Origin of the sequence: Flavihumibacter sp. CACIAM 22H1 (assembly GCF_001601815.1) — a bacterium.
Classification (GTDB): Bacteria; Bacteroidota; Bacteroidia; order Chitinophagales; family Chitinophagaceae; genus Flavihumibacter.
On sequence record NZ_LUKG01000067.1, the window covers coordinates 1 to 14,835 of the forward strand.

16 protein-coding genes, 1 tRNA gene and 1 pseudogene are annotated in these 14,835 nt (G+C 45.3%); 6 read left to right on the top strand and 12 right to left on the bottom strand.

Features of this window, described 5'->3' with window-relative positions; translation table 11 throughout:
• On the top strand, positions 1–739 hold a 739-nt coding region (locus tag A1D16_RS16015), incomplete at its 5' end, for a hypothetical protein (protein ID WP_290711318.1).
• Positions 740–802: 63 nt separating this feature from the next.
• Positions 803–1,447, top strand: a complete 645-nt coding sequence (gene pdxH / locus A1D16_RS16020) for a pyridoxamine 5'-phosphate oxidase (RefSeq protein ID WP_290711320.1) — start codon at positions 803–805, stop codon at positions 1,445–1,447.
• A 73-nt stretch (positions 1,448–1,520) separates the two neighbouring features.
• On the opposite strand, the gene A1D16_RS16025 is transcribed toward pdxH, so the two are convergent.
• From A1D16_RS16025 to A1D16_RS16040, 4 genes are all read right to left on the bottom strand, one after another.
• Entirely contained in the window at positions 1,521–1,637 is a 117-nt protein-coding gene (locus tag A1D16_RS16025; protein WP_150847886.1) for a 30S ribosomal protein THX, read from the bottom strand.
• Positions 1,638–1,739: 102 nt separating this feature from the next.
• Positions 1,740–2,027, bottom strand: coding sequence for an HU family DNA-binding protein (locus tag A1D16_RS16030; RefSeq protein WP_290711378.1), 288 nt, complete (start codon positions 2,025–2,027; stop codon positions 1,740–1,742).
• Positions 2,028–2,285: 258 nt separating this feature from the next.
• Positions 2,286–2,597, bottom strand: coding sequence for a DUF4286 family protein (locus tag A1D16_RS16035; protein WP_290711324.1), 312 nt, complete (start codon positions 2,595–2,597; stop codon positions 2,286–2,288).
• A gap of 4 nt (positions 2,598–2,601) precedes the next feature.
• Positions 2,602–3,369: an exodeoxyribonuclease III gene (locus A1D16_RS16040; protein ID WP_290711326.1), complete on the bottom strand. Its 768-nt coding sequence runs from the start codon at positions 3,367–3,369 to the stop codon at positions 2,602–2,604.
• A gap of 49 nt (positions 3,370–3,418) precedes the next feature.
• Between A1D16_RS16040 and A1D16_RS16045 the strand changes: the two genes are divergently transcribed.
• Both A1D16_RS16045 and A1D16_RS16050 read left to right on the top strand, forming a co-directional pair.
• Entirely contained in the window at positions 3,419–4,150 is a 732-nt protein-coding gene (locus A1D16_RS16045) for a TIGR00730 family Rossman fold protein (protein WP_290711328.1), read from the top strand.
• Between the two features lies 1 nt (position 4,151).
• Entirely contained in the window at positions 4,152–4,916 is a 765-nt protein-coding gene (locus A1D16_RS16050; protein WP_290711330.1) for a type II CAAX endopeptidase family protein, read from the top strand.
• Here the strand turns inward: A1D16_RS16050 and A1D16_RS16055 are convergent.
• The 4 genes and pseudogenes from A1D16_RS16055 to A1D16_RS16075 form a co-directional block, all read right to left on the bottom strand.
• A complete protein-coding gene (locus A1D16_RS16055) occupies positions 4,908–5,237 on the bottom strand; it encodes a multidrug efflux SMR transporter (protein ID WP_290711332.1) in 330 nt (109 codons plus the stop codon). The genes A1D16_RS16050 and A1D16_RS16055 overlap by 9 nt on opposite strands.
• A gap of 18 nt (positions 5,238–5,255) precedes the next feature.
• Positions 5,256–8,962 (bottom strand): annotated as a pseudogene (gene metH / locus A1D16_RS16060) (methionine synthase).
• Between the two features lie 214 nt (positions 8,963–9,176).
• Entirely contained in the window at positions 9,177–9,791 is a 615-nt protein-coding gene (recR, locus tag A1D16_RS16070; protein WP_290711338.1) for a recombination mediator RecR, read from the bottom strand.
• Positions 9,792–9,810: 19 nt separating this feature from the next.
• Complete coding sequence (locus tag A1D16_RS16075) at positions 9,811–11,307, bottom strand: Ig-like domain-containing domain (protein ID WP_290711340.1); 1,497 nt, start codon at positions 11,305–11,307, stop codon at positions 9,811–9,813.
• Between the two features lie 33 nt (positions 11,308–11,340).
• Here A1D16_RS16075 and A1D16_RS16080 point away from each other — a divergent pair, with 33 nt between their 5' ends.
• Entirely contained in the window at positions 11,341–11,802 is a 462-nt protein-coding gene (locus A1D16_RS16080) for an SRPBCC family protein (protein ID WP_290711342.1), read from the top strand.
• A 67-nt stretch (positions 11,803–11,869) separates the two neighbouring features.
• Here the strand turns inward: A1D16_RS16080 and A1D16_RS16085 are convergent, their stop codons facing one another.
• Together A1D16_RS16085 and A1D16_RS16090 are read right to left on the bottom strand one after the other, a co-directional pair.
• On the bottom strand, positions 11,870–12,520 hold the full coding sequence (locus tag A1D16_RS16085; RefSeq protein WP_290711344.1) for a hypothetical protein: 651 nt from the start codon (positions 12,518–12,520) through the stop codon (positions 11,870–11,872).
• A gap of 83 nt (positions 12,521–12,603) precedes the next feature.
• Positions 12,604–13,155: a VOC family protein gene (locus A1D16_RS16090; protein ID WP_290711346.1), complete on the bottom strand. Its 552-nt coding sequence runs from the start codon at positions 13,153–13,155 to the stop codon at positions 12,604–12,606.
• A 96-nt stretch (positions 13,156–13,251) separates the two neighbouring features.
• On the opposite strand from A1D16_RS16090, the gene A1D16_RS16095 reads away from it, so the two are divergent.
• Positions 13,252–13,326 (top strand) — tRNA-Arg (locus A1D16_RS16095).
• A 369-nt stretch (positions 13,327–13,695) separates the two neighbouring features.
• Here the strand turns inward: A1D16_RS16095 and A1D16_RS16100 are convergent.
• Entirely contained in the window at positions 13,696–14,478 is a 783-nt protein-coding gene (locus A1D16_RS16100) for an IS3 family transposase (protein WP_366206925.1), read from the bottom strand.
• A 20-nt stretch (positions 14,479–14,498) separates the two neighbouring features.
• Entirely contained in the window at positions 14,499–14,765 is a 267-nt protein-coding gene (locus A1D16_RS16105) for a transposase (RefSeq protein WP_290711348.1), read from the bottom strand.
• Positions 14,766–14,835 lie beyond the last annotated feature (70 nt).

Sequence of the window (14,835 nt, forward strand, 5' to 3'; positions counted from 1 at the left end):
TGCAGAAAGAGAGGAATTACTGGAAACCCAGGCTACTTTATCTGTAGCGGCCGCGCCAAAAGAAGATGCCCATCCCGATTACCTGGGCCAGTTGAGAGAAACCCAGCAACATGTACAGCAATACAACCAGCATATCCAGCAGTTATTAGGGCAGATTGACCAACTGAAAGCCATGGAATTAAAACACCAGGAGCTGACACAAAGCAATGAATCCCTGAACCGCCAGATCAGTGAAATGCGCATAACATTGGTGGAGAAAGAGCAGGAAATACGTAGCCTTCGTCAGCAGAGCCGGCTGGGAGAAGAAATGCAGCAGCGCCTTGAAAAAGTATATGCCGATTATAACGGCCTGCTTGAAAAAATGCATAAACTGGAATCACATGTTTCCCACTCGCAAAAAGAAGGTGCCAGTTATGCTGAATTACAGGATTCCTATTTTAAGGTTACCAAGGAACTGGACGAATTCAAACTGAAATACCTGCATTTGCTGGAAGAAAATCAAAGGATTACCCGTACCCTGGCAGAAGTGGAAGATAAATACCGTGAAACGAATTTCCAGCGGCAGCAATTGCAGAAAAAAGCAAGTTACCTGGAAGAACTTAACCAGGATTTACAGCAAGTAGCCGAACAACACAATAAATTACATAGCCAGATGCGCCGTATTGCCGAAATAGAGCAATTGCTGGCCAAAGCAACCCAGCTTTCGGGTTCTGCGGATAAAGACGATCCGGCTATCTGATAAACAACAAAAACAAGCTGGAATTTGGCAGTAAGGTGGTTAACTTTGCTGCCAAATTTCTTTATGTCACATTCTATTGCCGCCATCCGCAAAGATTATAAGCAGCATAGCCTCCTTGAAACCGATGTGGCAGCCAATCCAATTGCCCAGTTCGGTACCTGGTGGCAGGAAGCCGTAAACAGCGAAATTGACGAAGTAAATGCAATGACGCTGGCTACTTCGTCGGCAGATGGAGTACCTTCTGCACGTATTGTTTTGCTAAAGGGGTTTGATGAGCAGGGCTTTGTATTTTTTACGAATTACAGCAGCTTTAAAGGACAACAACTGGAAGAAAACCCCCGCGCCTGCCTGGTTTTTTTCTGGAAAGAACTGGAGCGCCAGGTTAGGATAACGGGCTTAATTCAGAAAGTTTCCAGGGAAGAAAGTGACGCTTATTTTCAGAGCAGGCCCGAAGCAAGCCGTATCGGCGCCTGGGCATCGCCACAAAGCCAGGTGATCGAAAGCAGGCAGCAATTAGAAGACAAAGAAAAAGAGCTGGCTGCATCCTTTGCGGGCTCGGTAATTCCACGCCCCCTGCATTGGGGAGGATACAGAATACGGCCCCTGATAGTGGAATTCTGGCAGGGTCGCCCCAGCAGGTTACACGACCGGATTCAATATACAATGGACGACAAGGGAGGATGGAAAATTGAACGGCTGGCCCCCTAAAAAGAAAAATGTGAAAACAACACCTGCTATTTTCACATTGTATTCTTTCGAAGGGCTATAGGCAGCCCGTTCTTTACGCTTTTTTCTCAGCAGCAGCCTTTTTAGCTTGTGCCGGACGAGCTGGACGGCTCTTACCAAATGAACCTTTGAAGATTTTACCTTTCTTGGTTTTTTTATCACCTCTACCCATAATAAAAAATTTAGACGGCAAAGGTAAGTAAAAAACAGAAAGGGAACAGGTAAAACCCATTCCCTTTCGGGTAGCAGCTGCATCTTCCGGAGATGCCGCCGATTATAATTTGGAGGACAGTTCTTTACCAGCCTTGAAGCGGGCAACTTTTTTAGCCTTAATCTTGATAACTGCACCAGTTTGAGGGTTGCGGCCATTACGGGCAGCTCTTTTGCTAACAGAGAACGTGCCGAAACCTACCAGCGTTACTTTACCACCACCTTTCAGTGTTTTGGTAACTGCTTCGATAAAAGAATCCAGTGCAGCATTTGCCTGTGTTTTGGTGATTTCTGCGTCGTCGGCGAGTTTTGCGATTAATTCAGCTTTGTTCATAGTGGGAAATTTTAGAATTTTAAGCAGAACAAATATAGACGGTTTTTACTTCCATTGATTTTTTTTCGGTGTTTATTTCTACCTCTTTTATTGTGCTGGAACCCGCATCTAGGCTGGATTACAGCGATTTTGGCGGAAGATCACAACAGGTTTTTCCAACTGCTCAACTGGCTGAAACCCTTGATCCGCCTGCATTTCAGCCTATTGTAGCTGAAAATCAAGCCAGTAAAGGGTTTCAGGGAATTTGTTTTGCACAGGAAATGCACATGCGTGCTTTTACGCGGGAAAAACCTGTTGCATAACTGACCGGAAAGCAATAAACTGATCTCCCCACTTGTCGTAGCTTTTTTTACGCAGGGCTTCGGCAAATTGGGTAATATACCGGTTGTACAAAGCCTTGGATTCAGCAGTATATTGAGCCGCATAGGTGGGGCCATCTGTTTCATCAACTTCCACCAGCCGAAGTAAGCGGCTGTTCGTAAAACAACCGGTTTGCAGCAGTTCAGGCATATGTACATCCGTCATCCATTGCAGCCAGCTTTCGTGGATGGCCCAGGTAACCTGGATAGTTACATTATAAATAAACATGGTATCAGTGCTTTAATTCAAGGTAAACCGGGCAGTGATCGCTGTGTTTAACATCCGGATAAATTTCAGCATCCAGCAATTGTTTTTCCAGTTCCTGGGTAACATTTATATAATCAATTCTCCACCCTTTGTTATTTAACCGAACGCTTGGAAAACGCTGACTCCACCAGCTGTACCGGTGTGGTTCGGGATGAAATTTCCTGAAACTATCTACCCAGCCGGCGGCATAGAACTTATCCATCCATTCGCGCTCTTCCGGCAAAAAGCCGGATGATTTTTTATTGCCTTTCGGATCATGGATATCAATTTCTTTATGGGCAATATTCCAGTCGCCGCATACAATCAGTTTCGGGCGTTCTTTTCTTAACAGTTCTGTATAACCGAAAAATTCATCCAGCCACTGGTATTTATAGGTCTGCCGTTCGTCGCCCGAAGTGCCGGATGGAAAATATGCATTGATCAGGGTTATATCGCCGAAATCGGCCCGGATAACCCGGCCCTCTGCATCACTTTGCATATAACCGTTGCCCATTTGAACCCGGTCTGGTTTTATACGGGTAAAAATCGCAACACCGCTGTATCCTTTTTTTTCTGCCGAATACCAGAAATCATGATAGCCCAATGCTGTTATGGCTGCATGATTTACATTGTCTTTGTGTGCTTTTGTTTCCTGTAAACAGATAATGTCTGCCGGATCTGTTTTAAGCCAGTCTACCAACCCTTTGTTCATGGCGGCCCTTATTCCGTTTACATTGTAAGATATTATTCGCATAACCCGTTTCATTTATTAAATTGGTTTCCGATTGTCCAAATTTATTAAAATGGCGCCTCAACAACCTATAATTCCTCCAAAAGAACTTTTTTACCTCGATGGACCCAAACCCCGCAGTTACGAGCTTCGATTTGCGCTGAAAGTATTCTGGCAATTTCTGAAGGGTTTCCGTACCCTGCACTTTGTTGGCCCCTGTATTACCGTATTCGGATCGGCCCGTTTTAACGAGGATCACCCTTATTATACATTAGCCCGTGAATGCGGAAAACGGATCGCAGGCATGGGTTTTACGACCATGACAGGCGGCGGGCCCGGGGTAATGGAAGCCGCTAACCGCGGAGCATTTGAAGTGGGTGGTTATTCAGTTGGTTGCAATATTCATTTACCGTTTGAGCAGCAGGCGAATCCTTACCTCAATAAAGCTATTACGTTTGACCATTTTTTTGTTCGGAAAGTATTACTGGTTAAGTATTCCTATGCATTTATAATTATGCCGGGAGGGGTTGGAACAATGGATGAATTTTTTGAAACACTAACCCTGGTCCAAACCAAAACCATACTGCAGTTTCCCATAGTTTTAATGGGGAAGGCCTTTTACCAGCCTTTAATGGATTACCTGGCATTTATGAAGGAGCAGAAAACCATTGGTGAAAATGACCTGGACCTGGTATTACTGACAGATGATATGGACGAAGCAATGGAGCATATCAATAAATATATAAATACCAACTACGCAAAGAAACCAAGGAAAAGATGGTGGTGGTTGTTTGAAAAAAAATAATATGACGGAAGAACTCGGGTCTGCTGATCAATGTAGTTTCTGTGGAACAACACTTCATCCCGACGAAGTGATTTGTCATCAATGCGGTGAGCCCACCATGCCTGCGGAAGAATGGGAGGGAGCTTATGAACGCTATCGACTGATGGTTGTGGTTTTTTTCAGCATCAACCTATTTGTTTGCCTGTTGTTTAATTTCTGGCCACCGGCAGGAGAAACCATAACCGGACTTATACTGGTAGACGGATTCTTACTTTCCTGCGGCTTGTTTTTCGCCTACCTGCTTTGGGCCGATATAAAACCATTGCTGCGTTGGAATAATTTCGCCTGGTGGCGTTTGCTGGTTCTAGTATTACTGGCTATTTGCGCGGCTATTCTGGTGAATTATGGCGTAAAATGGATTAATGAAAAAGTATTTGAACGCGAATTATACTATTATTCCTCCTTCAGTCATCTGCCATTCCCAAAGCTTACCATGTTTGTGATGATTGCATTCATCCCGGCTTTTTCTGAAGAACTTGCGTATCGGGGCATTATTCAGGCCGGCTTGCTAAAAATAATGCACGGACGTCAGGCGGTGGTTATAACGGCCTTGTTATTTGCTATCATTCATATGAGCCTGATTTCCTTTATCTGGCTGCTTCCTTTTGCACTTTTCCTCGGCTGGTTACGCCAGCGTATGGACACGCTTTGGTACGGGGTGCTTATTCATTTTTGTTTTAATGCAACCACCTGCTTAATTGAGTTATATCAACTCGGGTTATTGTGAGGACACAAATTTTAGCCCGATAATAGAAGCAATCAGTGTGGTCAGGAAAAAGAGGCGCCAGAATTCTGCAGGTTCCCTGAAATAGATAATGCCAACCAATACGGTGCCTACAGCGCCAATACCTGTCCAAACTGCGTAAGCTGTTCCAATGGGCAATGTTTGGGTGGCTTTATAAAGCAGGAACATGCTAATTGAAAGGCAAATGAAAAACCCGATCATCCAATAGGTAGATACCACCCCGGTACTCTGTTTTGCTTTGCCCAGGCAGGTTGCAAAACCAACTTCAAATAATCCGGCAATTATCAATAATATCCAGTTCATTTCCTGTAACAGATTTACTTAATCTTCTAATATAGGCCGTAACCAGCGGGTTATTTCTTCCAATGATAAGGCTTTTCGCTGGGCATATGCCTGCAACTGGTCTTCCTTAATTTTTCCAACGCCAAAATACTGGCTTTGCGGATGCGCAAAATACCAGCCACAAACGGAAGCTGCCGGGTACATGGCCAGCGATTCCGTAAGCATAATTCCGGTGGTTTGCTCTCCACCAAGCAAATGAAATAGTTTGTATTTTTCTGTATGATCCGGGCAGGCAGGATAACCGGGTGCAGGGCGAATACCCACGTATTTTTCACGGATCAGTTCCTCGTTGCTCAACTGTTCGTTTTTGGCATAGCCCCACCAGTCTGTTCTTGTTTTAGCATGCAGCCATTCGGCCAGGGCTTCTGCAAACCGGTCGGCCAATGCCTGTAGCATAATTTTATTGTAATCGTCGTGTTGTTCCTGGAATTTCTGAAGATGGGGTTCAATTCCTTCGATGGTAACAGAGAAAGCACCCATATAGTCGGTGATGCCGCTTTCCTGGGGGGCCACAAAATCGGCCAGGGAAAAGTTGGGTTGTCCAGCAGCTTTTTTGACCTGTTGCCGTAAACATTCCAATTGAACAGTAGCGGGTGTTGTTTTCAGCAGAATACTGTTACCGGTTGAATTTGCAGGCCAGAAGCCTACCACGGCTCTTGCTTTCAGCCATTTTTCCTCTACGATTTTTTGCAACAGGGCCAGTGCATCCTGGTAAAGCCTGGTAGCTTCTTTTCCAATCACTTCATCTTCCAGTAACTGCGGAAATCGACCGCCTAGTTCCCAGGCAATAAAAAACGGGCCCCAGTCGATAAAAGGTACCAGTTCGTTTAAGGGAACGTCTTCTAATAGTTTTGTTCCTGTAAACCGGGGAGCTACCGGTTTATAGGAAGGCCAGTCGATGGCAACTTTATTTGCCGTAGCCTCTTCAAAAGAAAGGTAGGCTTTGAATGTTTTTTTCTTTTCGAAATCCTCTCTCAGCTGATGATATTCCGAAACGGTATCGGCAAGGAATTTGGTTTTCTGCTCACTGCTCAGTAATGAACTGGCCACGGTTACACTGCGTGATGCATCCAGCACATGAACTACGCCGTTATCGTATTGCGGTGCAATTTTTACAGCCGTATGCATGCGACTGGTAGTGGCCCCCCCGATAAGGAGTGGCTGCTGCATATTGCGGCGTTTCATTTCATGGGCTACATGTACCATTTCATCGAGCGATGGGGTGATCAGACCACTCAGCCCGATAATATCTACTTTTTCTTTGATGGCAGTTTCCAGTATCTTATCGGCCGGTACCATAACACCCAGATCAATAATATCATATCCATTGCATCCCAGCACCACTCCTACGATATTTTTCCCGATATCGTGTACATCTCCTTTAACGGTAGCAAGCAGTACTTTGGCAGCGGAGCCCTGTTGGGCATTGGGGTTATTTTTCTTTTCCTCTTCAATAAAAGGCGTGAGCCATGCAACGCTTTTTTTCATTACACGCGCACTTTTTACAACCTGGGGCAGAAACATTTTTCCGGCGCCAAACAAATCACCCACTACATTCATGCCATCCATCAAGGGTCCTTCAATCACATCTAAAGGACGGGGGTATTTTTGGCGGGCTTCTTCCGTGTCTATGTCTATATAATCTGTAATTCCATTAATAAGAGAATGGGTCAGTCTTGCTTCAACCGGTTCATTTCTCCAGGCTTCGTCCTTAACGGTTACTTTTCCTTTTGCCTTAACGGATTCTGCAAAGCTGATCAGCTTTTCGGTGGCTTCGTTATTGTCATTATTGCGATTTAGGATAACGTCTTCGCATAAACGACGTAATTCAGGTTCAATTTCATCGTATACCACCAGTTGCCCCGCATTCACTATACCCATATCCATACCTGCTTTGATGGCATAGAAGAGAAACACGCTGTGCATGGCTTCGCGGACATGGTCATTTCCGCGGAAGGAGAAGGAGAGGTTACTTACTCCTCCGCTAATTTTGGCAAGCGGCATACGTTGTTTAATGATACGTGTGGCATCAATAAAATCAACTGCATAATTATTATGTTCTTCCAACCCGGTGGCCACTGCAAAAATATTGGGATCAAAGATGATGTCTTGCGGATCGAATCCAACTTCATTCACCAGTATGTTATAAGCCCTGGTGCAGATATCTACCCGTCTTTGCAGGGTATCGGCCTGGCCTTGCTCATCAAAAGCCATTACTACTACTGCTGCGCCGAATAGTTTACAGGTATTGGCTTCGCGTTTGAACTTTTCCTCTCCCTCTTTCATGGAAATGGAGTTCACAATACATTTTCCCTGTACACATTTCAGCCCGGCTTCGATGATTTCAAACTTGGACGAATCGATCATGATCGGGATTCGGGCAATATCTGGTTCGCTTTGCAGCAGATTCAGGAATTTTGTCATGGCCTGCACACCGTCTAGCAGGGCGTCGTCCATATTAACATCCAGAATCTGTGCGCCGTTTTCCACTTGTTGGCGTGCAACAGACAGGGCTTCTTCGTATTGATTTTCGCGGATGAGGCGAGCGAATTTTTTTGACCCGGTTACATTGGTACGTTCACCAATATTCAGGAAATTGGTTTCCGGGCGAACTACCAGGGGTTCTAAACCGGACAGGCGTAAAAAGGGTTGAATCGTGCTCATGCTTCAATAGTGCTTGCGATGGTTGGTAAGGGGCGGGGTTGAAAGTTTTTTACATGTTCTGCAATATGCCGGATATGATCCGGGGTGGTGCCACAACAGCCGCCTACAATATTCACAAATCCTTCCCGGGCCCAGTCTTCCAGGAAATGGGCGGTTTCTTCCGGTTGTTCGTCGTATTCTCCCATAGCGTTGGGCAGGCCTGCATTCGGATAGGCCGAAGTGTAACAGGATGCAATGCCGCTCAGTTCTGCAATATGGCTGCGCATATCAGCTGCACCCAGTGCGCAGTTTAAACCAATGCTAAGGGGTTTGGCATGCATAACGGAAATATAAAAGGCTTCGAGGGTTTGCCCGGAAAGGGTACGCCCGGAAGCGTCCGTAATGGTACCACTGATCATGATTGGCAATTCCGGTACCTGTTTATCCTGAAAATATTTCTTTACCGCAAAAATGGCGGCTTTTGCATTAAGGGTATCAAAAATGGTTTCGATGAGTAGAAGGTCAATTCCTCCGTCTACCAGTCCGCTTATTTGTTCGTAGTAAGCAGCCACGGCCTCGTCCCATAGTAATCCGCGGTAACCAGGATTGTTGACATCGGGCGACAGGCTGAGGGTTTTATTAAGTGGGCCAATAGCGCCTGCCACAAAGCGGGGTTTGGAAGGGGTTTGCCGGGTAAATGCGTCGGCGGCTTTTCGGGCAAGCTGTGCGGCGGCCAGGTTTATTTCATAGGCGAGGGCCTCCATATTATAGTCGGCCAAGCTCACTTTCTGTGAATTAAATGTATTGGTTTCAATGATATCGGCGCCTGCATCAAGGTATTGACGATGAATGCCTTCGATAATATCGGGCTGGGTAAGGCAAAGCAGGTCATTATTACCTTTGAGGTCGGATGGCCAGTTTTTGAATCGTTCTCCCCGGTAATCGGCTTCGGTAAGGCGGTGTCTCTGAATCATGGTGCCCATGGCGCCGTCGATGATCAGGATTCTTTCTTGCAATGCTTGCCGTATATCTTTCATGGTCATTGATAACTGGTTTGATATAATTACCAAACAGGCTAGCTGCACTATAAACGCGGGGGAAACAGGAGAGGTGAGTTTCGAACGACGTTTATTAGTTCAGTTAATCGCTGTTGGCGTTGCCAGGTCGAACAATAAACAAATCCCCCTGGCCGTGCAAAGATAAGGATAAAGGGGCATAACGAATGCATTCCCCGCCCGTCGGCCTATTACCGCTTACTCAGACCTTTAAATTTTCAACCGGCATGCGGTGTTGCAGGCTTCGGGCAAGGGTCATTTCATCGGCATATTCGAGTTCGCCCCCGAAGGCAATACCGCGGGCAATGGTAGTTACCTTAACGGTTGCGGGCGATAGTTTTTTCTGGATATAATAAATAGTGGTATCGCCCTGGATAGTTGGGTTGAGGGCAAAAATCAATTCCTGTACGCTTCCTTCCTGTACGCGCTTAAGCAGTGGTTCGATGTATAATTGGTCGGGACCCACCCCATCCAACGGTGAGATTATGCCGCCTAAAACGTGATAAGTGCCGCTGTATTGCTGTGTACTTTCTATGGCGATTACATCCCTGATAGATTCTACCACACAAATGATTTCCTGCTTGCGCATAGGATTAGAACAGATAGAGCAAAGCAGGCTGTCGGATAAATTATAACAGCGCTGGCAGATATGGGTTTCTGTACGCATGCGCATCAGAGCTTCGCCAAAAGCCGCTACTTTTTCCGGCTCCTGTTTCAGGAGATGCAAGACCAGTCGAAGGGCTGTTTTTTTTCCGATGCCGGGTAGTTTGCTGAATTCGTTCACCGCTTGTTCCAGTAAGGCAGAAGGGAGTTGCATCCGGCAAATTTAACGCATCCTAAAGATTGATATCGATTTCATTGTCCCAGTTTCCTTTGATGGTAATTTTTTTCCCGATTGCCTTCACTTTTTCAGGTTGTCGTTTTTCACCAAAGAATTTACCGTAGTCCCATTTTCCATTTTGATTTTCGTCGAAGAGGATGCGGAGTTCAAATTCTGCGGGGCGGAACCGGGCAATACGCAGTTCTTTACCGGGTATGGCGTAACTGAACAATACTTTATCGTTCTGCACCAACTGTAATACGGGGTGCAGGCTGGTATCTACATTGGGAAAACGGAAGCGGATACTGCCGTAATCACTTTCCTTCATGGTACGGAAAGAAAGGGTATCGGTTCTAAGCACTGATTTTCCCAGGGTATCTTCTGCCAGCCCCTGTTGGGTTATGAGTTTAAATCCCTGGTCAATAGGCCAGTTGTAAAAAAGGGTATAAAGTTTACCGGTACTATCGGTTTCGAGGCGATAGCTGAGCGGTTTAAACTGCTCATCCGTCAACAGTAATTTGGTGGTGTCAAAGGTTTTCAGGGAATCGGGGAAACTTAGCACCAGGTTTTTCAGGACATCCAGTGTATTGTTTTCGAGGTTCAGGCTAAAGCGCAGGCGGCGGTCCTGTTCTTCTTCTTTTTCTTTCCGCCGGTTTCCGGAGGCGGCGGATTTTTTGGCTGGTTTGGGTTGAGCCGGTTCTGCATATGCATAGAGCTGGATGGGGTCACGAAACTGCTCATTCAGCACAATATGTTGGGGATGGAAGGCAAACAATTGGGTACTGTCGGCATACTGCGGAACGCCTTCATTTTTTAATGCGTAAAGGGCATAGGTACCGGGTGCAAGGTTTTTAAAATGGTAATTGCCTGAACTGTCTACACGGGTGTAATAACGGGGGTATTCTTTGGCCACGGCGGAATCGTCCAGGTTGCGGTGCAACAGTACAATTAAGGTGGAATCGTGTTTCCCGGTTTCAGCCAGTATTACGTTACCTGTAAGTTCAACCGAATCAATATATGAGCCGGTGGAAAAAGTATAGGTAAAATTGGTAAGCGGGTTGTTTTCATTTACATCGCGGATAGCTTTCCCGAAGTTTAGGGTATAAGTGGTATTAGGTTCGAGGGTATCCCGAAGTTTAACGGTTACGGTACGCAGTTTGGATTCTACCGTGGGCCTTATTTTGGGAGTGGGACTTACCAGCAGGTTTTCCTGGATCTGGTCGAGGGTTACGTATTCATTAAAACTGAAAACGATACGTTGCCCTTTGAAATTGAGGGTGGAATCTTTTGGCTGATAGGAAAGAGGTATGGGGGGAAGGGTGTCTTTGGGGCCACCAAGGGGTGGAATAATATTGGCGCAGCTTTCAAAAAGGCTGGTAAGGATAAGGAGCAACAGAAACAAAGCCAGGGAATAGCCGGCTTTTTTTCGCGCTATAGTGCTGAAGTTGCTGAAATCTTGTGTCATTGAAGCTGCAAACTTAACCGATTTGTGTTCATCCCGAACCATTTTCATGTAATGGGGTTGTTAAAGCAGCAATTAATTTATATGGCAGTTTATTCATTAAAAACGGTGCAGGTATTACCGGTAAGCCTGGAAAAAGCCTGGGATTTTTTTTCCAGTCCGGCGAACCTTGCTACCATTACTCCAGCCAAACTTGGCTTCCATATCATATCCAAACATCATGGTGAAAAAATGTATGCCGGTCAGATTATTGAATACACGGTTCGTCCGGTGTTGGGGATTCCGCTCTATTGGATGACAGAAATTACGCATGTGGAGGAAGGCAAGTTTTTTGTGGATGAGCAACGTTATGGGCCTTATAGTATGTGGCATCACCAGCACCATTTCCGCGAAGTTGCCGGTGGGGTGGAGATGACGGATATTGTGCATTACAAAATTCCCTTATGGTGGCTGGGCGATTTGGCGAATGCATTATTTGTAAACCGGCAGTTACAGGAAATCTTTGCGTACCGGTTTACAAAAGTGCAGGAACTGTTTCCGAATTGAGATTTTTCGGAATAGGGCTACCGGCCGGGCCGGTTTGATGAGCGGTTACAGGGGTAAAAGAACTCTTTTAACCCGGCATCCTGGCTATATATTTTTCAATTTGTTTAATCTGGTCTACGATCTGGGGGGTGGTTGGCTTCAACGCTTTTGCCTTGCGGAAAAAGTCCTTGGCCGCCCTGAATTCTCTTTTGGTCATCATGATGGAGCACATCTGCAGGTAGGCGGCGGCTTCATTTTCTTTATCGGGCAGGCCTTTACGGAGGGCGGAGCGGATATAATTTTCACCACCTTTCATATCGTTTCTTTGTAAGGCCATCATACCCATTTGCAGGAGGGAGGCGCCTTCTGCTTCTTTCATAGGCATACCGAGGTCGAGCCCTTTTTTCATCATTTTTTCGGCTCCGTCATAATCCTGTTTCATCATGGCGATATTGCCTTTTAGGGTATAGAATACCGAGCGGATGGGTTTATAGAGGAGGTTCGGGTATTTTACCTGGTTCAGGATTTTTTCGGCGCCTTCCATATCACCGGATTCCATGTATTCCTGGATAAGGCGCATGGGGCCGAAGAAAAAATGCCCGAAAATCAGCACGGCGCCGATGAGGTAAGCGATAAAAGCGGGCCAGAAACCAGCATATACATTGGTAAGGACAGCGATTGCCAGCAGGGCAATACCCAGCATCAGCCTATAGCGAATAACAAAATTGTAAAACTTCATAGTTATAAAATGGACCGCAAAGTTAAGGAAATACTGCGCTCACCGGTCGGGTAAGCCAGGGTCTGCGTGCTATTCTGAAATGATTAAAAATCATCATTTATTTCGATCCAGTATCCGTCGGGGTCTTTCAGGTAAATCTGACGGATACCGTCCACGCGTTTGGTAACGGTGAAGGCTTTTCCTTGCCAGTCTTCGTAATGAATGCCTTTGGCCTTTAGTTTTTCCAGCAGTTCGTCCATTTTGCCGGTAGAGAAGCAGAGATGGGTATTTTTTTCGGGTTCTGGTGGGGTGGCACGGCCGGAAATGAGGTGGAGGTGGGCGTTTTCGCTAATACTGAACCAGGTATGGCGACCGTCGTGAAAGGGTTCGGGTATGGTATCGAGGCCAATTACCTCCTGGTAGAAGGCGGTACTGGTGTGGAGGTTGGAGACATAGAGAGCAATATGGTTGATCCGGATTTGCATGGAGGGGTTGGTTTTGGATGAATGCTTTGCGGTTGTTTTGGGGGATTTTCCGCCCCGGGTTGTTTTGCCTGGCTGGGCGGTTTGGCTTTGTCCGTTCAGGCAAAGCAGGCCGCTAAGGGCTATCAGTATAAGATAGCGGCAGGCGGCGGGGCTGGTATTGTTCGGGATCATGTAGAAAGTTTCAGCTGGTAAGCTAGCTAATTAATCCGTTGTTCGCACGGTCAAAACCATTATTTTTGCCACCCCGGAATAGAAAATTGTTCCGCTGGTCCCGTAGTTCAATGGATAGAATAGGAGTTTCCTAAACTCTAGATACAGGTTCGATTCCTGTCGGGACTACCAACTACGTTAACCTACCCTTTTGGGACAAAATAAAACCTAATGTTTTTTAAATAAATGATTATCAAATTCATTTGAGGTTCGAGCACTTCCTGTCGGGTTAAGTTTATTCTTAAATTTTAGAAGGTATAAACAATTCCAGAATTTCTGATAATCGTTGAATAAATAAAGAGAATTTACCCTTTCTCATTTTGACTATATCACACTTTAATTTTCTAATTATGCCCAGTGCAAGGCGTAGTCAATTTACTTCCATATTCCTCTAGGCTTACTATGTGAAAGTCTTTTCTATAATAACTATTGTACCCACCCCTTTTTTCCTACAGATCATAAGACAATTTAATTCGTTTCCCTAGAATTACTAAAAATGATTTACGTAAATTCTGTGGGTGCTTTATCGCCAAGGCTTTCATGTGGGTGATTGTTATTGTAATCTTCCATCCATACATATGTTTCTTCTCTTGCGTGGTGGATAGTAGTTAATATATAAGCATCCAGTACACCTTCTCTGTAACTACGGTTAAATCGCTCTACGTATCCATTCTGCATTGGTTTTCTTTTTTGGATAGGGATGTGATCAATTTGATTTTTTAAAAAGAACTCCTGGGTTTTATGGGCAATAAATTCAGTTCCATTGTCAGTGCGTATTTTTCGAGGCTTACCGTGCCATTCAAAGCATTGGGTCAGTATTTCTATAACACGTTCTGCCGGAAAAGAGTAGGATACTTCCATTGCCAGTGCTTCCCGATTAAAGTCATCCAATATATTGAGGGTTCGGATTTTACGACCATTTTCCAGTCGATCTTCCACAAAGTCCATGCTCCAGGTCTCATTCCTAGTATTAGGCACCATAAGTCGTTTCGGCGGATTGGGAATGCGCCGCTTTTTCCTTCGTCGTTTGCATAAACCCATTTTTCGATAAATGCGCTCCACCCGTTTTTGGTTCCAGGAATATCCCTCTTTGCGCATTCGTTTGAAATATTCACCGCAGCCACGATTGCTTATTACTCTAATTTCCAGGTAGCTGTTGAGTTTGGCTTCCACTTCGCTGTCATCCTTAACAGACGTGTAATAGAACATCGACCGATCCAACTCAACAATCCGGCAGGCCCTGACAACGCTTATTTTTTCCTCTAGTACCAGTTCCTCGGCAATGGCTCGCTTTTGACAGGGCCTTAAAGCTTTTTTTCAATGACTTTTTTCAAAAGAGAATGATCCAGGCTCAGGTCCGCGTACATCCGTTTGAGTTCCATATTTTCCCGCTGGATCTCTTTGAATTGCCGCAACAGTTCTGCATCCATGCCGGAATACCTTTTTTTCCAGGTGTAAAAGGTCGCGCGGTTGATGTTTAGTTCCCGGCAAATTTGCTGAACATCTTTTCCTCCTTCGTGTGCCTTGATAGCACTAGTGATCTGCGTTTCTGTGAATTTTGACTTTTTCATGTTTCTACAGTAGTTGAATTTAAACATTTCTGTCTACTTTTCAACTGTAGGATTTTTGGGGAGGGGTACA